The sequence below is a fragment of the Mycolicibacterium sp. XJ1819 genome, from assembly GCF_053483675.1.
In genome coordinates this window covers 73,527-94,226 of sequence record NZ_JBEFST010000008.1, presented here as the reverse complement: position 1 = coordinate 94,226, position 20,700 = coordinate 73,527, and the positions used below count along the sequence as shown (strand labels likewise).

Below are 20,700 nucleotides of genomic sequence, written 5' to 3'. Positions count from 1 at the left end.
CAGGATTCGCCATGACTGACGTCGACCCGTCGCCATCTGCCCCACCCGCCGCCATCGACGCCGTTCCGCTGCGTCACCCGTGGCGGTGGGTGGCGGCAGTCGTCATCGTCGTCATCGTGGTGCTGTTCGTCTACGGCGCGGCCACCAACAGCGCCTACAACTGGCCGGTCTACTGGCAGTACCTGTTCGACCGGCGGGTGCTGACCGTCGGTGTCGTCAACACGCTGCAGCTGACCGTCTACTCGATGGTGTTGGCGATCGCACTCGGGGTGATGCTTGCGGTCATGCGGCTGTCGCCCAACCCGGTGCTCAAAGCGGTTGCGTGGGTGTACCTGTGGGTGTTCCGCGGCACCCCCATCTATGTGCAGTTGGTGTTCTGGGGTCTGATCCCGACGATCTACGCCACCCTTCAACTCGGCATCCCGTTCGGGCCGACGTTCGCCCACATCGGCCTGCAGGTGTTGTCGATCCCGTTTCTGCTGGCGATCCTGGGGCTGGCACTCAACGAGGCCGCCTACATGGCCGAGATCATCCGCGCCGGAATCAGTTCGGTGCCCGAGGGGCAGGCCGAGGCATCGACAGCACTGGGCATGTCGTGGGGGATGACGATGCGGCGCACGGTGCTGCCGCAGGCCATGCGCGTGATCATCCCGCCGACGGGCAACGAGGTCATCAGCATGCTCAAGACCACTTCGCTGGTCACCGCGGTGCCGTTCACCCTCGACCTGTACGGCATCACCTCGCGCGAGATCGCGGCGCGCGAGTTCCAACCCGTCCCGCTGCTTCTGGTCGCGGCCACCTGGTATCTGGCGATCACCAGCATCCTGATGATCGGGCAGTACTACCTCGAGCGGTACTACTCGCGAGGCGCGTCGCGGAAGTTGACGGCAAAGCAGCTCGAAGCCCTGGCCAAGGCGCAGTTGGCGGGAGAGGCCCATCCGTGACCCCGATGGTCAAGGCCGAGCAGGTCTGCAAGAACTTCGGCGCCCTGCAGGTTCTCAAGGGCATCACCCTGGAGGTCGGCCGCGGCGAGGTGCTGTGCATGGTCGGTCCGTCGGGCTCTGGCAAGTCGACGTTTCTGCGCTGCATCAACCATCTCGAACAGGTCAACGCCGGCCGGCTCTACGTCGACGGTGACCTGATCGGCTACCGGGAGCGCGGCGGAAAGCTCCATGAGATGGCGCCGCGCGACGCCGCCAAACAGCGGCGCGACATCGGCATGGTCTTCCAGCATTTCAACCTGTTCCCGCACCGCACGGCGCTGCAGAACGTCATCGAAGCCCCGATCCACGTCAAACGTGTCAAGAAGGATGCCGCCGTCGCGAGGGGCCGGGACCTGCTCGACCAGGTGGGCCTCGCCGCCAAGGCCGACGCCTATCCGGCGCAGCTGTCCGGTGGGCAACAACAGCGGGTGGCCATCGCCCGTGCGTTGGCGATGAACCCCAAACTGATGCTGTTCGACGAGCCGACCTCGGCGCTGGACCCCGAACTCGTCGGCGAGGTGCTCGAAGTGATGAAAAAGCTTGCCGGCGAGGGGATGACGATGGTGGTGGTCACCCACGAGATGGGATTCGCCCGCGAAGTCGCCGATCAACTGGTGTTCATGGACGGCGGCGTGGTGGTCGAGAGCGGCCCGCCCCGCGACCTGCTGGCCAACCCCAAACACGAACGCACGAAAGCGTTTCTGTCGAAAGTACTGTGATCGGTGATGGACTCACCGGATCCGGCCACGCCGCTGTGGCGCGCGGCGCAGGTGTTCCGGCTGCTCAGCTGCGTCTATGCGGTGGGGTTCCAGATCGTGGTGAACCCGAACCTGCAGCGCCCCGCCTTGGGCTGGGCGCTGTCGGTGATGCTGATCGGTTGGAGCGCGGTGTGCGCGGTCGCTTACCTGCAGGGCTTCGGCAGGCGGGCCTCCTGGGTGCTGGGCGAGATCGGCGTGGTGGTGGCGTTCATCCTCGCCACCGAGGTGGTGGCCACCGACGAGTGGGCATTGGCGAACCAGAGTTGGCCGACCACGTTGTGGGCGACCAACGCGACGATCTCCGCGGCGATCGTGGCCGGACCGATCGCCGGGATGCTCACGGGGGTGGCGGTGATGATCGCCAGCACGTTCGTCAAGGGCGTCGTCAACTACGACCTGGGCCGCAACGCGACGATCGTCATCGAATTGGCGGTCGGGTTGGCGGTCGGCATGGCCGCGCAGACCGCGCGCCGCGCGCACGCCGAACTGGAGCAGGCCGCGCGTCTGGCCGCATCGCATCAGGAACGCGAACGGTTGTCACGTCAGGTTCACGACGGCGCCATCCAGGTGTTGGCCCTGGTGTCTCGCCGCGGACGTGAGATCGGCGGTGAGACAGCAGAGCTGGCGCGGTTGGCCGGTGAGCAGGAGCGGGCGTTGCGGCGCTTGGTGAGTTCGGCCGACGCCGATCCGAAAGTGGCGGGGACCGCCGACATCGGCGCGATGCTGCGCAGGCGCGCGTCCGACCGGGTGTCGGTCAGCGTTCCGGCCGATCCGGTGCTGCTGGACGCGCAAGTGGCCGAGGAACTGTTCGCGGCGGCCGCCAACGCGCTGGACAACGTCGCCGCGCACGCCGGACCGGACGCCCGCGCGTATGTGTTGGTGGAGGATCTCGGGGACTCGGTCACGGTGAGCATCCGCGACGACGGCGTCGGCATCGTCGAGGGTCGGCTGGACGAAGCGGTGCGGGAGGGGCGGGTCGGAGTTGCCAAATCGATTGTGGGCCGGATGGATTGGCTTGGAGGCAGCGCGAAGCTGCGCACCTCTGCGGGAAGCGGGACGGAATGGGAACTGACGGTAGCCCGACGGTGATGGTGGTCGATGACCATCCGATCTGGCGTGAGGCGGTGGCCCGCGATCTGGCCGAGGACGGTTTCCGTGTGGTCGCCACCGCCGACGGGGTGGGTGCGGCGCGGCGGCGTGCCGAGGTGGTCCAGCCCGATGTGGTGCTGATGGACATGCGGTTGCCCGACGGCGACGGGGCTCAGGCCACCGCGGCGGTGCGCTCGGTCTCGCCGTCGTCACGGGTGCTGGTGCTGTCGGCATCCGACGAGCGCGACGACGTGCTGGAGGCGGTCAAGGCAGGCGCGACGGGTTATCTGGTCAAGAGTGCGTCCAAGCAGGAACTCGGTGACGCGGTGCGCGCAACCGCCGAGGGGCGGGCCGTCTTCACGCCCGGGCTGGCCGGTCTGGTGTTGGGGGAGTACCGGCGCATCGCCCAGCAGCCCGCCGGTGGACCCGCGGGGGTGCCGGTGCCCAGCCTGACCGATCGGGAGACCGAGATCCTGCGCTACGTCGCGAAAGGGTTGACCGCCAAACAGATCGCCGCCCAACTGTCGTTGAGCCACCGCACCGTCGAGAACCACGTGCAAGCGACGTTTCGCAAGCTTCAGGTCGCCAACCGGGTGGAGTTGGCGCGCTACGCGATCGAACACGGCCTAGACGAGTAGTCCTACTCATCCGCAGTCGGCGCGGTGCCGCCACGATCGATGCCATGACCGAACCGCATCGCGCCGTGATCGCCCGGTTGTACGCCGACCTCGCCGAATTGGATCGTCTGCTCTCCGGACATCAGCCCGCGCCGTACTGGCCACCGCCACCGCCACCGCCCCCGCCGGCGCCTCTGGCACCTACGAAACCGTCGAGCGACCACGGCTGGATCGGCAAGTTGCTCGCCGTGGCCGGGGTGGCGGTGACGCTGGTCGGCGTGGTGCTGCTGCTGGTGCTGGCCGCGCAGGCCGGCATTCTTCGCCCCGAGGTCCGCGTCGCCGCGGGCGTGGTGCTGGCCGTCGGGCTGGTCGGGGCGGGCGGGTGGTTGTCCGGGCGCCCGGGGGGACGCGTGGGGGCGATCGCGTTGGCCGCCACCGGCGTCGCGGCGGGCTACATGGACGTCATCGCCGTCACGACGATCTACCACTGGCTGTCGGCGCCGCTCGGGTTGCTCGCCGCCGCGGTCATCGGCGGCGGCGGGCTCATGCTGGCCCGTCGCTGGAACTCCGAGCACCTGGGCGTGCTGGTGCTGGTGCCGCTGATCGTGTTGGCGCCCATCGTGGTCGGCGGCGTGACGCTGCTGTTGGTGAGCTTCATGCTGGCGTTGTCGGCGGCGTCGCTGCCGGTGCAGTTGGGCAGGGACTGGCCATGGCTGCACAGTGCCCGCATCGCGGCCACCACCGTGCCATTGATCACCGCGCTGATCGCGGTGCACCACGGTGACGGCCGTGACGCGTTGCTGGCCGCGGCCTGCGTGATCGCGGCGGGCCTTGCCGTCACCGCCGCGCTGATCCTGCTGCGCGACACCGGCAACCGCGTGCTGCTGGCACTGTTGACCGGCGCGGGGTTGCTGCCTGTGCTGTGTGTGGCGCTGGTCGCCGACCGCGTGCCGGCGGCACTGATGGCCGCCGCGCTGTCCGCGGTGCTGCTGGGGATTGTGCTCACCGGTGACCGGTGGCCCGGCGTCGACAAGGGCGTGCGGGCCGTGTGGTCGGCGATGTCGGCGGTCTCGGCCGTGATCGCCGTATTGGTGGCATGCAAAGGTCATGTCGCGGGTCCGGTGCTGCTCGCCGCGGCGGTGGTCATCGCGGTCGCCGCCCGGCGGGCGCCGGTGGCGAGGTGGATCTCGCGAGGGTTCGCCGTCGTCGGCGCCCTGTTCTATCTCGGCTACGCGCCGCCCTGGACGCTGGTGGAGGCGACCGCGCTGAGCACGGCCGCGGCGATCTCCACCTTGATCGCCAGCCTGCTGCTGATCGCGTTCGCCGGGGTGACCGTGTGGACGCCGGCCGGCCGCGACCCGGTGGTCTGGGTCTGTGCGGCCGTCACGGTCGTCTACGCGGTCACCACGTTCGCCGTCACGGCAGGCGTCGCGATCGCCGGCGAGGGCGGAGGCTTCTTCGCCGGGCACACGGCCGCCACGATCTGCTGGATCGGGTTGGCCGCGGCGGCGTTCGGCCACGCGGCGCGGCTGTCACGGGTGGACAGGTCGGTGCCGATCGGTGGTGGGCTCGCTCTGGTGGTCGCCGCGACGGCGAAGTTGTTCCTCTTCGACCTGGGCACCCTCGACGGGATTTTCCGCGTGCTGGTCTTCATCGTGGTCGGCCTCGCTCTGCTCGGGATGGGGGCCGGCTACGCACGGCTGCTGGACAGGCAGGACCAGCAGCTACAGCCACGACCATGACCAACATCACATGCTAAAATGGACTCATTCCAATTTAGGAGGTGTTTGAAGAGTCATGACCACCACAAACCGTCGCAGTGAAGCAGATATCAAGGGATTCCAAGCATCGCCTGAGTTCGCCGCCAGCCTGCAGCGCGTGCTCGTCGACCTGATCGAACTGCACCTGCAGGGCAAGCAGGCGCACTGGAACGTCGTCGGCACGAACTTCCGGGACCTGCACCTGCAGCTCGACGAACTCGTCGACCTGGCACGGGAGGGCAGCGACACGATCGCCGAGCGGATGCGCGCGCTCAACGCCGTACCGGATGGCCGGTCGGACACCGTCGTCGCCAGCACCACGCTGCCGCAGTTCCCGGCCTACGAGCGCGGTTCTGAAGAGGTGATCGACCTGATCACCGCGCGCACGTACGCGGCGACCGAGACCATGCGTGCGGTGCGCGACGCGGTCGATGCGGAGGACCCCACCACCGCGGACATCCTGCATCAACTCATCGCGGACCTGGAGAAGCAGGCCTGGTTGATCAAGGCCGAGAACCACAAGGTCTAGACCCCTCCGGGTCACAGCGTCGCCGCGGTGTCCTGCCCGATCGATCGGTGCGTGGCGGGCTCGCGGCGGCCGCGCAGGTAGTAGGTGCGCATCGCGCCCTTGCCCTTGACGTCGACGATCCCGCGCTCCTCGAACACGTAGGCGTGGTTGAGGCGTTGGTAGACGTTCTCGGGTACCTGGATGCGGCCCTCGACGTCGGTGGACTCCATTCGTGAGGCGACGTTGACCGCGTCGCCCCAGACGTCGTAGAAGAACTTCCGGGATCCCACGACCCCGGCGACCACCGGGCCCGCCGCCAGCCCGATGCGAAGCGGAACCTCTTGGCCCTGTGGGTCTTTGAGGTCGGCGACGGCCTCGGCCATATCCAATGCCAGGCAGGCGAGCGCTTCGAGGTGATCGGGACGCGGTTCGGGAACCCCGCTGACCACCATGTACGAATCGCCGCTCGTCTTGACCTTCTCCAGCCCGTGGCGGTCGACGAGCGCGTCCAGATCGGTGTACAGGCGATCCAGGAACCGCACCAGTTCGCTGGGGGGTATCCCGCTGGCGCGCTTGGTGTATCCGGCGATGTCGGCGAACAGGATCGAGGCGTCCTCGTACTTGTCGGCGATGACCGTGTGGGCCGGATCCTTGAGCCGATCGGCGATCGAAGCGGGCAGGATGTTGGCCAGCAACCGTTCGGATCGCTCGTATTCGGCTTCCATCGCCTCGCGTGCGCGGCGGATCTCGCGCAGGGCGAACCACAGCGTGGCGATGACCAGGATCCACGCGGTGATGACGGTCAACACGAACGACGCGGCGAACGCCCACGACGGCTGCACGCCGGTGTCGTCGGGCACGAAAAGCTCCAGCAGGATGACCGTCACCGCGCCCAACCCCGACAGCGTCACCGCCAACAGGATGTGGTCGATTCCCAACACCACGAGCATGATCGCGGCGGCGACGACGTAGTAGAACTGCAGTCCGGTGCCCGTGCCCATGTAGACGCAGAGCACCGTGATGATGGTGTAGGCGACCACGAAGAACACCACGGGCGCCAACAACTCACCGAATCGGCACAGCCGCGGGATCGCGACGAAGGCAACCGCCCCGGCGAAGTTGATCAGAGGCACCCACAGGTCTTGACCGATCAGCACGCCCTGCACACCGAAGAACGCCGTGATCGCGGCGCTGATCATCGCGGTGGCGTTGAGCACGCGGCGGCGCCGGGCGACGACCCCGGAGCGAAGACGGGTGCGGGCCGAGACGCGGTTCTCCAGTGCCATCTCCGGCACGCAGACGGGGCGTAGCTTGACGGCCACGGAACAAGCGTATTCGGACAGGGGTGCCCTCGGTGGGATTCGAACCCACACTGTCTGGGTTTTGAGTCCAGTTCCTCTGCCAGTTGGGATACGAGGGCGGCGCTTCTGTGCGGCTTCCCACCTTAGAGGATGCCCCGATGTCGCTGATCGCAGCCATTACCGCAACAATGGCAGCCATGTCACCGACCGACGCCGAAAAGCCACGTCGGGTGCTCGTCGCCGAAGACGAAGCGCTCATCCGGATGGATCTGACCGAAATGCTGCGCGAGGAAGGCTACGAGATCGTCGGTGAGGCCGGCGACGGGCAGGAGGCCGTCGACCTGGCCGAAAGCCTGCGGCCCGACCTGGTGATCATGGACGTCAAGATGCCGCGCCGCGACGGTATCGACGCGGCGTCGGAGATCGCGACCAAACGCATCGCCCCGATCGTCATTCTCACCGCGTTCAGCCAGCGCGACCTCGTCGAACGCGCCCGGGATGCCGGTGCGATGGCCTACCTGGTCAAGCCGTTCAGCATCAACGACCTGGTGCCCGCCATCGAGGTTGCGGTCAGCCGCTTCAGCGAGATCACCTCGCTGGAGCAGGAAGTCGCGTCGCTGGGGGAGCAGTTGGACACGCGCAAGCTGGTCGAGCGGGCGAAGGGTTTGCTGCAGGCCAAGCATCAGATGACCGAACCGGAGGCGTTCAAGTGGATCCAGCGCGCCGCGATGGATCGCCGGACCACGATGAAGCGGGTCGCCGAAGTGGTGCTGGAAACCCTGGACACACCGAAAGACACGACGCCATCGAGCTGATTGGTTAAGGTTTCCCCGGAGAATCGCCGAAAAACTTTGACCCGGAGGTGGGACGTGCGCGGTCGCTTGGCACGGAAAGCGTTTGCTGTCGGTGGTGCCGGTGTGCTTGTGCTCGGCATAGCGGGCTGCTCCTCGAGTGACACCAGCGAGGAGACCGTGGCGGCCGACGACGGCGCCGAGGGTACCGCGGAAGTGGTCACCACCGACTGCGAACCCGCCCAGGCCACCGCGGGTCCGACGCCGGTCACCGGCCCGCTCAAGATCGGGACGTTGCTGCCCGAGACCGGCACGCTGTCGTTCCTCGGCCCGCCGGAGATCGCCGCGGTCCAGATCGCGGTCACCGAGATCAACGACGCCGGCGGCGTACTGGGCCAGCCGGTCGGGCTGATCACCGGCGATTCCGGCGACACCACGACCGACACCGCCAACGTGACGGTGGACCGCGAGCTTGCCGAGGGTGTGAGCGTCATCGTCGGCGCCGCGTCGTCGGCGGTGTCGCTGAAGGTGATCGACAAGATCACCAGCGCGGGCGTGGTGATGTTCTCCCCGGCCAACACGTCTGACCAGTTCGTCTGCTATCCCGACAAGGGCCTGTACTTCCGCACCGCCCCGACCGACGTGCTGCAGGCCCAGGCGCTGGCCCAGCTGATCACCCAGGACGGTGCGCAGCGGGTGGTTGTGCTGGCACTCAACGATCCCTACGGCACCGGTCTGGCGAGCAACACGGTGAAGAACCTGGAGACCGCGGGCATCGGGTCCGACCAGATCAAGAAGATCATCTACGACCCCAACGCCCAGTCCTTCAACGCCGAGGTCGATCAGATCAAGGAGTTCAATCCGGACGCCGTCGCGGTGATCGGCTTCGAGGAGACCGCGAAGATCCTCACCCGCATGCATGAGGTCGGCATCGGGCCGTCGGACGGGATGTTGGTGTACGGCACGGACGGCAACATGGGCAACGCACTCGGCGAGGGCGTTGCGCCGGGCCTGGTGGCCGGCATGAAGGGCACCACGCCGCTGACCGAGATCGGCCCCGAGTTCCGGGATCGGCTGCTGGCCGTCAATGCGGGCCTGGTCGACTTCAACTACGCGGGTGAGGCCTACGACGCCGTGGTGATCTCCGCGCTGGCGGCCGAGCAGGCGGGCTCGACGGCCGGGGTCGACATCGGTGCGAACATCATCGCGGTGACTCGCGACGGCACGAAGTGCACCACGTTCGTCCAGTGCCGGGACCTGATCGTCGCCGGTGAGGACATCGACTACGACGGCGTGACCGGCGAGTTGGCATTCGGCCCGGCGGGTGAACCGTCGATCGGCTCGTACGGCAGCCTCGAGTTCGGCCCCGACAACAAGCTGCAGACCACCGACTACATCGTTGTCGAGAACGACTGACTAGCCTGATTTGCGTTTAGCCGCAAGCGTTCCCAGGTAGAGCTCGATGACCTTCGGATCGTTCATCAGGTTCTGGCCGGTGTCGGTGTAGGCGTTGACGCCCTGGTCGAGCACGTAGCCGCGGTCGCAGATCTGTAGGCAGCGGCGGGCGTTCTGCTCGACCATGATCACCGACACGCCCGCGGCGTTGATCTGCTTGCAGCGGATGAACACCTCGTCGGCAAACATCGGTGACAGGCCCGCCGACGGTTCGTCGAGCAGCAGCACGGACGGTTCCATCATCAGGGCCCGGCCCATCGCGACCATCTGCCGCTCGCCACCGGACAGCGCCCCGGCCTTGACGCGGCGGCGCTCGGCCAGCAGCGGGAAGAGCTCACTGACGAACTCGAAGCGTTCGGCGAACTTCGAGGACCGCAGGTAGATGCCCATCTGCAGGTTTTCCTCGATGGTCAGCGAGGCGAACACGTTCTGGTTCTGCGGCACGTAACCCACACCCTTGGTGACGAGCACGTGCGCGGGCGCGGCGGTGATGTCCTCGCCGCGCAGTGTCACCCGCCCGGAGCGCACCGGGATCATGCCGAACAGCGTCTTGAGCAGGGTGGACTTGCCCGCCCCGTTGGGGCCGATGATGCCGACGATCTCGCCGTCGCGCAGGAAGAAGTCGCAACCGCGCAGGATGTCGACGTCGCGGAGGTAGCCCGCGACCAGGTTGTCGGCCCGCAGCAGCGCGCCTTCGGCCAGGCGGGCGTGCTCGTCGCTCATGGGATCGGCTCGGACAGGTCGCCGCCGGCCTCGATGGTCTCCGCGACCGCCCGCTCGAGCTCCACGGCCAGCTCGGCGGTGGCGCCCACCGGGTTGCCGCTCTGGTCGAATTCGAGCACCTGGTCGTGGTGGCTGCCCAGGTAGGCATCGACGACCGCGGAGTTGTCGGCCAGGGCCTCGGGTAGCGATTCGGCGATGACGGCGCCCTGAGCCATCACCACGACCCAGTCGCTGATATCGCGGATGACGTCCATGTCGTGTTCGACGAACAGCACGGTCATGCCCTCGTCGCGCAGCGATCTGATGTGTTCGAGCAGGTTCTGGGTGAGGGCCGGGTTCACCCCCGCCATCGGCTCGTCGAGCATGACGACCTTCGGGTCGGTCATCAGCGCCCGCGCCATCTCCAGCAGCTTGCGCTGGCCACCGGACAGCGAGCCGGCCATGTCGTCGGCCTTGGCGTCCAACTTGAACCGGACCAGCATCTGATGCGCGCGCTCGGTGATATCGCGTTCCTGCTGGCGCCAGCTCATCCGGATCAGCGAATTGAGGATCCGCTCGCCGGTCTGGTGGCCGGCGCCGAGCCGGACATTGTCCAGCACAGACATTCTCGCCAGCGCCTTGGTGAGCTGGAAGGTGCGCACCACGCCGCGCCGCGCCACCCGGTGCGGGGGCAGCTTGCCCATCGGCCTGCCGTCCAGCGTCCACGACCCGGTGTCGGGCCGGTCGAATCCGGTGAGCAGGTTGAAGAACGTCGTCTTGCCGGCGCCGTTGGGGCCGATCAGCCCGGTGATGCTGCCGCGTTGGATCTCCAGATGTTCGACGTCGACCGCCTTGAGCCCGCCGAAGGACCGGGACATGTTGTCCACCACCATGATCGGATCCGGCTTGGCGGACCCGGGTTCGGCGGCCACACCGGTGAACAGCGACGCGTCAGCCATCGAGCGCGACCTCCCGTCTTCGTCCCATGATGCCCTGCGGCCGGAACACCATCAGCAGCGCGATGAAAATTCCCAGCAGCACATAGCGCATCGCGCCCACCTGCTGATCGGTCAGCGGCAACAGGGGATCCGGTCCGGCGATGGCCTGGCGCATCAGGGCATCGGGAATCGCCAGCAGGAACCAGAACAGCATCGCCCCGATGACGGGGCCGAACACCGTGGCGGCGCCGCCGAGGAGCAGCGCACCGAACGCGTAGAACGTCTGCGCCGTCGAGTAGAAGTCGGGGTGGATCGACTTGGTCTGCAATGCGTTGAAGATCCCGCCCATGCCCCCGATCATCCCGCCGAGGACCAGCGCCTGCAGCTTGTAGACGAAGACGTTCTTGCCGAGCGCGCGCGCGGCGTCCTCGTCCTCACGGATCGCTTTGAGCACGCGGCCCCACGGGCTGTGCGCCAGCAGGTACACGAAGACGCACAGCACCAGGACCAGCGTCCAGCCCACCACCATCGCCCACACGTCGTCGCCGACGAAGCGCACACCGAGGAACGAATAATGCTTGCCGGAGTCGAACGGGCTGAACCGGGTGAACGGACCGGCGAACCCGTAGAGGCCGTTGGTCGAGCCCGTGACGGAGTCCGACGCGGTGGACCGGAATATCAGCCGGAGCACCTCGGCGGCCGCGATGGTGGCGATCGCCAGATAGTCGGCACGCAGCCGAAGGGTGGGAATTCCCAAGATGATTGCGAGCCCGCCGGCCGCCGCCAGCCCGACCAGGACGCCGACCCACAGCGGTTGCTGATAGGTGACGGTCATGATCCCGACGCCGTACCCGCCCAGCAGCGCGAAGCCGATCTGGCCGAAGTTGAGCAGTCCGGTATAGCCGAAGTGCAGGTTGAGCCCGATGGCGAGCAATGCGTAGAAGATCGCCGAGGGGCCGATCAGCTGCGCGAACGAGGTCTGCAGGGCGGTGACGATGTCCATGGGCGGGTCCTCAGCCGATTCTTTCGCGCGAGCCCAGGATGCCCTGCGGACGGACGACCAGGATGAAGATCAGGATCAGCAGACCACCCACGTACTTGAGATCGGGATTGATGATCAGCGTGGACAACTGCACGAGTATGCCGACGACCAGACATCCCAGCAGCGCCCCGTAGGCCGTGCCGAGCCCGCCGAGGATGATGCCCGCGAACATCAGCAGCAACAGCTTGAATCCCATCTCCCACTGGACCCGGCCGCCGAGTTCGGACACGGCGAGCAGCACGCCGCCCAACGCAGCGAGACCACCGCCGAGGCACCAGACGTAGGTGATCACCCGCTCGACGTTGATCCCGGAGGCCGCGGCCAGGCTCTTGTTGTCCGCCACGGCCCGTATGGCCTTGCCGATCCGGGTTTTCTGGAGCATCACCGCCACCGCGACCAGTACGACGACGCTGATCACCATGGTGAGCAGGTTGATGTCGCTGATCGCGATCGGTCCCCAATGACGCTGAATGCTGACCGTGGAGTCGGCGAAGGCCTGGGTTCGATCCGAGAACAGCATCAGGATCAGGTACCGCAGGGAGATCGCGAGACCGATCGACACCACGAGTTGTGGGATCAGCCCGACTCGTCGCTTCCGGAGCGGATGCCAGAGCCCGGCGTTGTTCAACCAGCCCACGACGCCGCCGAGCACGATGGCGAGCAGCGTCGCGACGACCAGCGGCAACCCGATCGACACGTTGAACACCCAGGCGAACACCGCGCCGAGCGTGACCAGTTCGCCGTGCGCGAAGTTCGTCAACCCGGTGGTGCCGAACACCAGGCTGAGCCCGATGGCCGCGACGGCGATCACCAGTCCGAACCGCAGTCCGTCGATGAGCAGATGGATGACGCGCTCGTACATCGGTGTGCCCTGCCCGGTGCGGACGTCCCCGAACGTGAACACGACGGCATTGACCCTGCCCGAGGCCACCTCCCGGGTCACCGTGCCCTGCACGCTGACGCCGTCGGGCAGCGTGTCGGCGACCACCTCGAACGTGTAGGTGCCGTCGGGAACCTGCAGCGTCCAGCGGCCGGCGTCGTCGGAGCGCGTGGTCGCGGCTTGTCCACCGGCCGAGTTGAGCGCGCGCACCTCGGCGCCCACGATGGGTTTGCCGGCGTCGACCAGCCGGCCCGACACCCGGGCGGTGTCCGGGTCGTCTGCGGCGGCGGTGCCCGCGCTCAGCACGGCCGCGATCGCCACGAACGCGAGAAGGAGCAGGCTCCGCGAGAGCGCTCGAGCGCACGAGCCCAATGATCAACCTCCGTCGCATTTCGGTCTCCGGACTTTATAGCGTTCGAAAATCAGTTGCACGTATCGGTTTCGGTTCGGGACAGTGACACGCGAGACCCACACGATGGCGGGATATTTACGGAAGCGGTCACTACTGCCACTGTTGGGGGTTGCGCGGAAGGCAGAGACTCACTGACATGACAACCCTGATCGTGTTCATCGCCATGCTGGCGGTGCTCGCTGTTGCCGCGATCGCGGAGTTGACGCCCGACACGCATCGAGAAAGCAGCCCGCACGGCGACTTCAGCTTCTAGACCTTCTAGAGCTTCCGGAACCGCTGCTATGTTTCTACCTCTGGGTCGGACGGGGTCGGAAGCTCGCATGCGGAGGTGAACTCGTGCGCAGTCGCTCGCTGTGGAGCGCACTGGCTGTGGGGCTGGCCTCGGTGTCGATGCTGGCAACCGTGGCCGCATGCAGCCGATCGGCGCCGGGACCCGCGGCGGCGCCGTCGGATCTGACCATGGTGGCGCAGGCGCAGATCGACGCCTCCGGCACCGAGGTCGGCGCCGACGCCCCGGTGCGCACGGCTGACCCGGCCGGGGACGGCAGCGCGGTGTGCCCTCCGTTGTCGATCGCGGTGGCCGGCGCGCTCAACGGTCCCGACGCGGCGTTCGGCGTCGCCGTCAAGTACGGCGTCCAGCTGGCCGTGGACAAGCACAATGCGGCCAACCCGGCGTGTCAGGTGCAGCTCAAGCCGTTCGACACCGAGGGCGACGCGGACAAGGCCCGACAGACCGCGGACCGGATCGTCGAGGATGCCTACACCGTCGGGTTGGTGGGTCCGGTGTTCTCGGGGGAGGCGATGGCCGCCGGTGAGGTGTTCGACCGGGCCGGTCTGGTGGCCGCCACGCCGTCGGCCACCAGCGCCGCACTCAGTGAGCAGGGGTGGCGGACCTTCTTCCGCGGATCGGCCAGTGACGCGGTGCAGGGTCCGGCGATCGCCAATTACATGACGGCCACCCTCGGCCACCGCAAGGTGTGTGTGGTCGACGACAGCACCGACTACGGCATCGGCCTCGCCTCGAAAGTACGGGAAACCCTTGGCGCCATGGCTGATTCGGCCTGCCACGTGGCGGTGAGAAGGGGCGACGCCGACTTCTCGGGCGCGGTGACGCTGATCAACACCGCAGCGCCGGACGCGGTGTTCTTCAGCGGGTACTACGCCGAGGCCGCACCGTTCGCAGCGCAGTTGCGCGACGCGGGATTCTTTGGCGCGTTCGTCGGCTCGGACGGTACCAAGAGCGCGGAGTTCGTCGCGCAGGCCGGACCGGCGGCCGCCGGCGCCGTGCTGTCGTGTCCCTGCGGTCCGGACCCGTCCGACTTCGCCGACGAGTACAGCCGCAAGTTCGGCACCGCGCCGGGCGCCTACAGCGCCGAGGCCTACGATCTGGGCACCATCCTGCTCAAGGGCATCGACTCCGGTGCGATCACCCGCGCGGCGCTGCTGGAGTTCGTGCGCAACTACCGCGGCGAGGGCGTCGCCCGCAGCTACCGGTGGACCTCCAACGGCGAACTCGAGCGCGCACTGAACTGGGTCTACCGCGTCGAGTGACGGGGCTAGTCGATGCGGAAGCGCTTGAGCCGGGCGGTTTTACCCGAGATCAACCGCACCCGGTTGCGGGGCACGCCCAGATACTCGGCCAACACCCGGATGACCGCGTCGTTGGCCGCCCCCTCCACGGCGCGTTCGCGAACGAAGATCGACAGCACACCGTCGGTGCCCACCTCGACCAGCGGACCCTTCTTGCTGCCGGGTTTGACGCGGACGACGACCGTGGCGCTCGCGGACACGCTATCGGGCGACGATCACCGACGAACCGTGACCGAACAGGCCCTGGTTCGCAGTGACACCGACCTTGGCGCCCTCGACCTGGCGGCCGGTGGCCTGACCCTTGAGCTGCCAGGCTAGTTCACAGACCTGTGCGATGGCCTGGGCCGGAATGGCCTCGCCGAAGCAGGCCAACCCGCCCGACGGGTTCACCGGGATCCTGCCCCCGATCGTCGTCGCGCCGCTGCGCAGCAGTTGCTCGGCCTCGCCCTTCGGGCACAACCCGAGGTGCTCGTACCAGTCGAGTTCGAGCGCGGTGGACAGGTCGTAGACCTCGGCCAGGCTCAGATCCTCGGGTCCGATACCGGCCTCGGCGTAGGCGGCGTCGAGGATCTGGTCCTTGAAGACGCGCTCGGGCGCAGCCACCACCGCGGTCGAATCCGTTGCGATATCGGGCAATTCGGGTAGATGCTGTGGGTACTGCGGGGTCACGGTGCTGATCGCGCGCACCGACGGCACCCCCTCGAGCGAGCCCAGGTGCTTCTCGGCGAACGACTTGCTGGCCACCACCAGTGCCGCCGCGCCGTCAGAGGTCGCGCAGATGTCGAGAAGCCGCAGCGGGTCGGAGACCACCGGGCTGGCCAGCACGTCCTCGACGGTGTTCTCCTTGCGGTACCGCGCGTTCGGATTGTCCAGCCCGTGCCGGGCGTTCTTGACCTTGACCTGGGCGAAATCCTCGAGCGTGGCCCCGTAGAGGTCCATTCGCCTGCGGGCGAGAAGCGCGAAGTACACGGTGTTGGTCGCACCGATCAGATGGAAGCGCTGCCAGTCGGGGTCGTCCTTGCGTTCCCCGCCGACCGGGGCGAAGAACCCCTTGGGCGTGGTGTCCGCCCCGACCACCAGAGCGACGTCACAAAAGCCGGCCAGGATGTGGGCGCGGGCGCTCTGCAGCGCCTGCGAACCGCTGGCGCATGCCGCGTAGCTGGAGCTGACCGGCACGCCGTTCCAGCCGAGTTTCTGCGCGAACGTCGCGCCCGCCACGAAACCCGGATAGCCGTTGCGGATCGTGTCGGCACCCGCGACCAGTTGGATCTGGCGCCAGTCCAGGTTCGCCTCGGCCAGCGCGGCCCTCGCGGCGACGACACCGTATTCGGTGAAGTCACGGCCCCACTTGCCCCACGGGTGCATGCCCGCACCCAGGATGTACAACGGTTCGGGACTCATGACGCAGGCCTCCATGCGTAGACGACTCGCTCGATGCCGTCGTCATCGACGAACAGCGGCATCGTGTCCAACTCCATATCCATGCCGACCTTCAGGTCGGCGGCCAGCGTGCCCTCGACCACCTTGCCGAGCACGATGAGTCCCTCCTCGTCGAGTTGCACGGCGGCAACGGCGAAGGGCTCGAAGGGATCCGGCGACGGGTACGGGGGCGGGGGAGCGTAGCGGTTCTCGGTGTAGCTCCAGAGCTTTCCGCGCCGCGACAGCGGCACCTGCGCGAGTTCGTCGGCCGCGCAGGCGGGGTTGGGACAGTTGGTGGCGCGGGGCGGGAACACAAAGGTCCCGCACTGATGGCACTTCGCGCCGATCAGGTAGGGCGAGCCGGATCCGTCGGTGGCGAACCAGCCGTCGATCGCGGGTTGGGTAGATGCTGACACGCGGTCAGCGTACCGAGTCGCCTGACGGAGCTGAAACACGTTCCAGTTCTGTTCCGCCTGCCGAGATGTCGGCCGTGGTGCCTAGAGTTGAGGCCGTGACCGCAACCGCACCGGTGGAAAAGGTGACCGACAAGCCGACTTTGATGCTGTTGGACGGCAACTCGTTGGCGTACCGGGCCTTCTACGCGTTGCCCGCCGAGAACTTCAAGACCCAGGGCGGCCTGACCACCAACGCGGTTTACGGCTTCACCGCGATGTTGATCAACCTGCTGCGCGACGAGCAGCCCAGCCACATCGGCGCGGCGTTCGACGTGTCACGCCAGACGTTCCGGACCGAGAAGTACCCGGAGTACAAGGCGGGCCGGTCGGCGACTCCCGACGAGTTCCGCGGCCAGATCGACATCACCAAGGAGGTGCTGGGCGCGCTGGGTATCACCGTGCTCGCCGAACCCGGGTTCGAGGCCGACGACATCATCGCCACCCTGGCGACCCAGGCCGCCGAACGCGGCTACCGGGTGTTGGTGGTCACCGGTGACCGCGACGCGCTGCAACTGGTCAATGACGACATCACGGTGCTGTACCCGCGCAAGGGGGTCAGCGAGTTGACCAGGTTCACCCCGGAGGCGGTGCAGGAGAAATACGGGCTGACCCCGGAGCAGTATCCGGACTTCGCCGCACTGCGTGGCGATCCCAGCGACAACCTGCCCGGCATTCCCGGCGTCGGGGAGAAGACGGCGACGAAATGGATCGCGCAGTACGGCTCGCTGCAGGCCCTCGTCGACAACGTGGACGCGGTGAAGGGCAAGGTCGGCGACGCGCTGCGGGCCAACCTGTCCAGCGTCGTGCTCAACCGCGAGCTCACCGATCTGGTTCGGGACGTGCCGTTGCCGCAGACCCCGGACACCCTGCGCATGCAACCGTGGGATCGCGACCAGATCCATCGGCTGTTCGACGACCTCGAGTTCCGGGTGCTGCGCGACCGGCTGTTCGACACGCTGGCCTCGGCCGACCCCGAGGTGGACCAGGGCTTCGAGGTGCGCGGCGGCGCGCTGGCGCCCGGTGAGCTGGCCGGATGGCTGGCCGAACACAGCGCGGGTCAGCGGTTCGGGGTGGCCGTCGTCGGCACGCATTCGGCGTTCGACTCCGACGCCACCGCCGTCGCGATCGTCGCGCCCGACGGTGACGGCCGCTACATCGACACCGCGACCCTGCAGGCCGACGACGAGGCCGCGCTGGCGTCGTGGCTGGCCGACACCGGTCAGCCCAAGGCGCTGCACGAGGCCAAGCTCGCGATGCACGACCTGGAAGGCCGCGGATGGACGTTGGCGGGTGTCACCTCCGACACCGCCCTGGCGGCCTACCTGGTGCGTCCGGGGCAGCGCAGCTTCGCGCTCGACGACCTGTCATTGCGATATCTCAAACGTGAGCTGCGTGCGGACAACCCTGAGCAGCAACAGCTTTCACTGCTCGATGACAACGAGGGCGTCGACGACCAGGCCGTGCAGACGTTGCTGTTGCGAGCCGGCGCGGTGATGGACCTGGCGGACGCCCTCGACGAGGAGCTCGCGCGCATCGACTCGTCGGCGCTGCTGGCCAACATGGAGTTGCCGGTGCAGCGCGTGCTGGCCGAGATGGAGACCGCGGGCATCGCCGTCGACCTCGATCAGCTCGCCCAGTTGCAAAGCGAGTTCGCCGACCTGATCCGCGACGCTGCCGAAGCCGCGTATGCGGTGATCGGCAAGCAGATCAACCTCGGCTCGCCCAAACAATTGCAGGTCGTGCTCTTCGACGAATTGGAGATGCCCAAGACCAAGCGCACCAAGACCGGCTACACCACCGACGCGGACGCCCTGCAGTCGCTCTTCGACAAGACGGGTCACCCGTTCCTGCAGCATCTGCTGGCCCACCGCGATGCCACCCGACTGAAGGTCACCGTCGACGGGCTGCTGAACTCGGTGGCCTCCGACGGCCGCATCCACACCACGTTCAACCAGACGATCGCGGCGACGGGGCGGCTCTCCTCGACCGAACCCAACCTGCAGAACATCCCGATCCGCACCGATGCGGGCCGCCGGATCCGGGACGCGTTCGTGGTCGGCAAGGGTGAGCACGGCGAGTTCGCGGAGCTGATGACGGCCGACTACAGCCAGATCGAGATGCGGATCATGGCGCATCTGTCCGGCGACGAAGGCCTCATCGAAGCGTTCCGGACGGGGGAGGATCTGCATTCGTTCGTGGCGTCGCGGGCGTTCTCCGTGCCGATCGACGAGGTGACGCCGGAACTGCGGCGCCGGGTGAAGGCGATGTCCTACGGCCTGGCTTACGGGTTGTCCGCCTACGGCCTGGCCGCGCAACTCAAGATCTCCACCGAGGAGGCCAAGGTGCAGATGGAGCAGTACTTCGCCCGGTTCGGCGGGGTTCGCGACTATCTGCATCAGGTCGTCGACCAGGCGCGCAAGGACGGCTACACCTCGACGGTGCTGGGCCGCCGCCGCTATCTGCCGGAACTGGACAGCAGTAACCGCCAGGTCCGTGAGGCGGCCGAGCGGGCCGCGCTCAACGCCCCGATTCAGGGCAGCGCCGCCGACATCATCAAGGTCGCGATGATCGACGTGGACGCCGCGCTCAAGGAGGCCGATCTGAGATCGCGGATGCTGCTGCAGGTGCATGACGAGCTGTTGTTCGAGGTCGCCGAGGGGGAGCGCGACGCGGTCGAGAAGCTGGTCCGCGACAAGATGGGCAACGCCTACCCGCTGGACGTGCCGCTCGAGGTCTCGGTCGGCTTCGGCCGCAGTTGGGATGCGGCCGCGCACTAGCCCCGGGACCACCATGAGCGGACAACGGATCGGTTACCTCGCCCGGTTGGGTGCCGCGATGGCGGCGTCGAACTATCCGGTCACGATGGTTCGCCAGATGATCGAGCGGTCTTCGTCGTCATACGGACTCAACGCCAATTTCATCGCGTTGCCCAACCACGTGCAGGTGGTGGGCCCGGCCGCGGAGTCCGGCTCGGTGGTCAAGGCCGCCCAGATCGACCGCGACCTCCGCTTCGACCAGGCGTTCCCCCTGGCCGGTTTGGTCTCCGACACCTTGCACGGCCGGGTCGACCCGATCGCGGGCGAGGCCCGGTTGGACCGGATCGAGGCGCTTCCGCAGCCGTACCCGAGTTGGGTGACCGTGCTGGGGTATGGCGTGTGGAGCGCCGGCTTGGCACTGGTGCTGGAACCGACGTCGTTGAACGTCCTGGTGGCAGGAGTGCTCGGGGTCATGGTCGGGCTGTTCTGGGTGGCCGGGCAGCGCATCCCGGGGCTGGCGCATCTGGTGCCGGTGGTCAGCGCGTTCGGGGTCACCGTGATCTGTATCGTCGGCGCGCGCTATCTGGAGTTCGATCACGTCGGGTTGCGCGCCCTGATACCTCCGCTGGCGATGTTTCTGCCCGGCGCCGCCATCACGTTGGCGGTCATCGAGTTGACCTCTCGCGATGTCATTTCGGGGTCCAGTCGGCTCATCGCAGGGTTCGTCCAGATTGTGCAGTTGGCCTTCGGCATCGTGATTGCCGCGCAGGTGTTCGGGCTGGATGAGAGCCAGTTGAGCCCGGCGGCGATCAACAAGATCGGGCCGTGGGCCCCGTGGCTCGGTGTCGTGGTCTATGCGCTGGGAGTCATGCTGTTTCTGGCCCCGCCGCGTTCATTTTTGCCGTGGCTGGTCTCGATCTCTGCGATCGCCTATGCCGCCCAATTCCTGGGCGATCTGCTGTTCGGCAGCTACGCGAGTGGATTCTGCGGAGGGTTGGCGCTGTCGGTCGCGGCATTGGCGATGTCGCGGCTGCGTTCGGCGCCGCCGGCGATCACCATGATCCTGCCGGGCTTTTGGCTCTTGGTGCCCGGATCGATGGGCCTGATCGGGGTGGCCGAGATATTCGGCGCCGACGGTGACGACGCGCTACCCGCCACGCTGATCTCGATGATCTCGGTCGCCTTGGGGCTGCAGGCCGGCCTGGTGCTCTGGCAGGTGATCCGGCGCCAGCCGGCCCGGTAGC

Annotated in this window: 19 protein-coding genes and 1 tRNA gene; 11 read left to right on the top strand and 9 right to left on the bottom strand. The window is 67.5% G+C overall.

The window, feature by feature from the left end:
• The first annotated feature begins 11 nt into the window (after nt 1–11).
• The 6 genes from ABQE89_RS10455 to ABQE89_RS10430 are packed head-to-tail and all read left to right on the top strand — an operon-like array spanning nt 12 to nt 5,736.
• Nucleotides 12–944, top strand: coding sequence for an amino acid ABC transporter permease (locus tag ABQE89_RS10455; RefSeq protein WP_448416254.1), 933 nt, complete (start codon nt 12–14; stop codon nt 942–944).
• A 5-nt stretch (nt 945–949) separates the two neighbouring features.
• Nucleotides 950–1,702 carry an amino acid ABC transporter ATP-binding protein gene (locus ABQE89_RS10450; protein ID WP_448416381.1) on the top strand — a complete coding sequence of 251 codons (753 nt, stop codon included), beginning with the start codon at nt 950–952 and terminating at the stop codon, nt 1,700–1,702.
• 6 nt (nt 1,703–1,708) lie between these two features.
• Entirely contained in the window at nt 1,709–2,830 is a 1,122-nt protein-coding gene (gene macS, locus ABQE89_RS10445) for a MacS family sensor histidine kinase (protein WP_448416253.1), read from the top strand.
• On the top strand, nt 2,803–3,468 hold the full coding sequence (locus ABQE89_RS10440) for a response regulator (RefSeq protein ID WP_448416252.1): 666 nt from the start codon (nt 2,803–2,805) through the stop codon (nt 3,466–3,468). Before macS ends, ABQE89_RS10440 begins: the two co-directional genes overlap by 28 nt.
• Before the next feature lie 44 nt (nt 3,469–3,512).
• The gene (locus ABQE89_RS10435; RefSeq protein WP_448416251.1) at nt 3,513–5,189 is read left to right on the top strand and encodes a DUF2339 domain-containing protein; all 1,677 of its coding nucleotides are present in this window, start codon (nt 3,513–3,515) and stop codon (nt 5,187–5,189) included.
• Between the two features lie 55 nt (nt 5,190–5,244).
• Nucleotides 5,245–5,736 carry a Dps family protein gene (locus ABQE89_RS10430; protein ID WP_448416250.1) on the top strand — a complete coding sequence of 164 codons (492 nt, stop codon included), beginning with the start codon at nt 5,245–5,247 and terminating at the stop codon, nt 5,734–5,736.
• A gap of 11 nt (nt 5,737–5,747) precedes the next feature.
• Here the strand turns inward: ABQE89_RS10430 and ABQE89_RS10425 are convergent, their stop codons facing one another.
• Together ABQE89_RS10425 and ABQE89_RS10420 are read right to left on the bottom strand one after the other, a co-directional pair.
• The gene (locus ABQE89_RS10425; RefSeq protein ID WP_448416380.1) at nt 5,748–7,001 is read right to left on the bottom strand and encodes an adenylate/guanylate cyclase domain-containing protein; all 1,254 of its coding nucleotides are present in this window, start codon (nt 6,999–7,001) and stop codon (nt 5,748–5,750) included.
• Between the two features lie 60 nt (nt 7,002–7,061).
• Nucleotides 7,062–7,135 (bottom strand) — tRNA-Leu (locus ABQE89_RS10420).
• Between the two features lie 69 nt (nt 7,136–7,204).
• Between ABQE89_RS10420 and ABQE89_RS10415 the strand changes: the two genes are divergently transcribed.
• Nucleotides 7,205–7,831 (top strand): two-component system response regulator PdtaR, encoded by a 627-nt coding sequence (locus tag ABQE89_RS10415; RefSeq protein ID WP_448416249.1) that lies wholly within the window; start codon nt 7,205–7,207, stop codon nt 7,829–7,831.
• Nucleotides 7,832–7,897: 66 nt separating this feature from the next.
• The gene (locus ABQE89_RS10410) at nt 7,898–9,223 is read left to right on the top strand and encodes an ABC transporter substrate-binding protein (protein ID WP_448416379.1); all 1,326 of its coding nucleotides are present in this window, start codon (nt 7,898–7,900) and stop codon (nt 9,221–9,223) included.
• Here ABQE89_RS10410 and ABQE89_RS10405 read toward each other — a convergent pair whose 3' ends face one another.
• From ABQE89_RS10405 to ABQE89_RS10390, 4 genes are read right to left on the bottom strand one after another with little or no spacing between them, the layout of a single operon-like run.
• Nucleotides 9,224–9,985: an ABC transporter ATP-binding protein gene (locus ABQE89_RS10405; protein ID WP_448416248.1), complete on the bottom strand. Its 762-nt coding sequence runs from the start codon at nt 9,983–9,985 to the stop codon at nt 9,224–9,226.
• Nucleotides 9,982–10,923 carry an ABC transporter ATP-binding protein gene (locus ABQE89_RS10400; RefSeq protein ID WP_448416247.1) on the bottom strand — a complete coding sequence of 314 codons (942 nt, stop codon included), beginning with the start codon at nt 10,921–10,923 and terminating at the stop codon, nt 9,982–9,984. The genes ABQE89_RS10405 and ABQE89_RS10400 overlap by 4 nt, the downstream gene beginning before the upstream one ends.
• Nucleotides 10,916–11,905: a branched-chain amino acid ABC transporter permease gene (locus tag ABQE89_RS10395; RefSeq protein ID WP_448416246.1), complete on the bottom strand. Its 990-nt coding sequence runs from the start codon at nt 11,903–11,905 to the stop codon at nt 10,916–10,918. Before ABQE89_RS10395 ends, ABQE89_RS10400 begins: the two co-directional genes overlap by 8 nt.
• 10 nt (nt 11,906–11,915) lie before the next feature.
• Nucleotides 11,916–13,145 carry a branched-chain amino acid ABC transporter permease gene (locus ABQE89_RS10390; protein WP_448416245.1) on the bottom strand — a complete coding sequence of 410 codons (1,230 nt, stop codon included), beginning with the start codon at nt 13,143–13,145 and terminating at the stop codon, nt 11,916–11,918.
• 427 nt (nt 13,146–13,572) lie between these two features.
• Between ABQE89_RS10390 and ABQE89_RS10385 the strand changes: the two genes are divergently transcribed.
• Complete coding sequence (locus tag ABQE89_RS10385) at nt 13,573–14,787, top strand: branched-chain amino acid ABC transporter substrate-binding protein (protein WP_448416244.1); 1,215 nt, start codon at nt 13,573–13,575, stop codon at nt 14,785–14,787.
• A 5-nt stretch (nt 14,788–14,792) separates the two neighbouring features.
• Here the strand turns inward: ABQE89_RS10385 and ABQE89_RS10380 are convergent, their stop codons facing one another.
• Genes ABQE89_RS10380 through ABQE89_RS10370 form a run of 3 tightly spaced genes read right to left on the bottom strand, consistent with a single transcriptional unit; the run spans nt 14,793 to nt 16,661 of the window.
• A complete protein-coding gene (locus tag ABQE89_RS10380; RefSeq protein WP_448416243.1) occupies nt 14,793–15,026 on the bottom strand; it encodes a DUF167 domain-containing protein in 234 nt (77 codons plus the stop codon).
• A gap of 1 nt (nt 15,027) precedes the next feature.
• Nucleotides 15,028–16,227, bottom strand: coding sequence for a lipid-transfer protein (locus ABQE89_RS10375; RefSeq protein ID WP_448416242.1), 1,200 nt, complete (start codon nt 16,225–16,227; stop codon nt 15,028–15,030).
• Nucleotides 16,224–16,661: a Zn-ribbon domain-containing OB-fold protein gene (locus tag ABQE89_RS10370; protein WP_448416241.1), complete on the bottom strand. Its 438-nt coding sequence runs from the start codon at nt 16,659–16,661 to the stop codon at nt 16,224–16,226. Before ABQE89_RS10370 ends, ABQE89_RS10375 begins: the two co-directional genes overlap by 4 nt.
• 65 nt (nt 16,662–16,726) lie before the next feature.
• Between ABQE89_RS10370 and polA the strand changes: the two genes are divergently transcribed.
• The gene (polA, locus tag ABQE89_RS10365; protein ID WP_448416240.1) at nt 16,727–19,477 is read left to right on the top strand and encodes a DNA polymerase I; all 2,751 of its coding nucleotides are present in this window, start codon (nt 16,727–16,729) and stop codon (nt 19,475–19,477) included.
• 13 nt (nt 19,478–19,490) lie between these two features.
• Complete coding sequence (locus ABQE89_RS10360; RefSeq protein WP_448416239.1) at nt 19,491–20,699, top strand: threonine/serine exporter family protein; 1,209 nt, start codon at nt 19,491–19,493, stop codon at nt 20,697–20,699.
• Nucleotide 20,700: the final 1 nt, after the last annotated feature.

Excerpts from the sequence above, each read along its gene's own strand:
- ABQE89_RS10455 (WP_448416254.1), top strand. The coding sequence starts at position 12 with ATGACTGACGTCGACCCGTCGCCATCTGCCCCACCCGCCGCCATCGAC.
- ABQE89_RS10450 (WP_448416381.1), top strand. The coding sequence starts at position 950 with ATGGTCAAGGCCGAGCAGGTCTGCAAGAACTTCGGCGCCCTGCAGGTT.
- macS (WP_448416253.1), top strand. The coding sequence starts at position 1,709 with ATGGACTCACCGGATCCGGCCACGCCGCTGTGGCGCGCGGCGCAGGTG.
- ABQE89_RS10440 (WP_448416252.1), top strand. The coding sequence starts at position 2,803 with ATGGGAACTGACGGTAGCCCGACGGTGATGGTGGTCGATGACCATCCG.
- ABQE89_RS10435 (WP_448416251.1), top strand. The coding sequence starts at position 3,513 with ATGACCGAACCGCATCGCGCCGTGATCGCCCGGTTGTACGCCGACCTC.
- ABQE89_RS10430 (WP_448416250.1), top strand. The coding sequence starts at position 5,245 with ATGACCACCACAAACCGTCGCAGTGAAGCAGATATCAAGGGATTCCAA.
- ABQE89_RS10425 (WP_448416380.1), bottom strand. The coding sequence starts at position 7,001 with ATGGCACTGGAGAACCGCGTCTCGGCCCGCACCCGTCTTCGCTCCGGG.
- ABQE89_RS10415 (WP_448416249.1), top strand. The coding sequence starts at position 7,205 with ATGGCAGCCATGTCACCGACCGACGCCGAAAAGCCACGTCGGGTGCTC.
- ABQE89_RS10405 (WP_448416248.1), bottom strand. The coding sequence starts at position 9,985 with ATGAGCGACGAGCACGCCCGCCTGGCCGAAGGCGCGCTGCTGCGGGCC.
- ABQE89_RS10400 (WP_448416247.1), bottom strand. The coding sequence starts at position 10,923 with ATGGCTGACGCGTCGCTGTTCACCGGTGTGGCCGCCGAACCCGGGTCC.
- ABQE89_RS10395 (WP_448416246.1), bottom strand. The coding sequence starts at position 11,905 with ATGGACATCGTCACCGCCCTGCAGACCTCGTTCGCGCAGCTGATCGGC.
- ABQE89_RS10375 (WP_448416242.1), bottom strand. The coding sequence starts at position 16,227 with ATGAGTCCCGAACCGTTGTACATCCTGGGTGCGGGCATGCACCCGTGG.
- polA (WP_448416240.1), top strand. The coding sequence starts at position 16,727 with ATGTCGGCCGTGGTGCCTAGAGTTGAGGCCGTGACCGCAACCGCACCG.
- ABQE89_RS10360 (WP_448416239.1), top strand. The coding sequence starts at position 19,491 with ATGAGCGGACAACGGATCGGTTACCTCGCCCGGTTGGGTGCCGCGATG.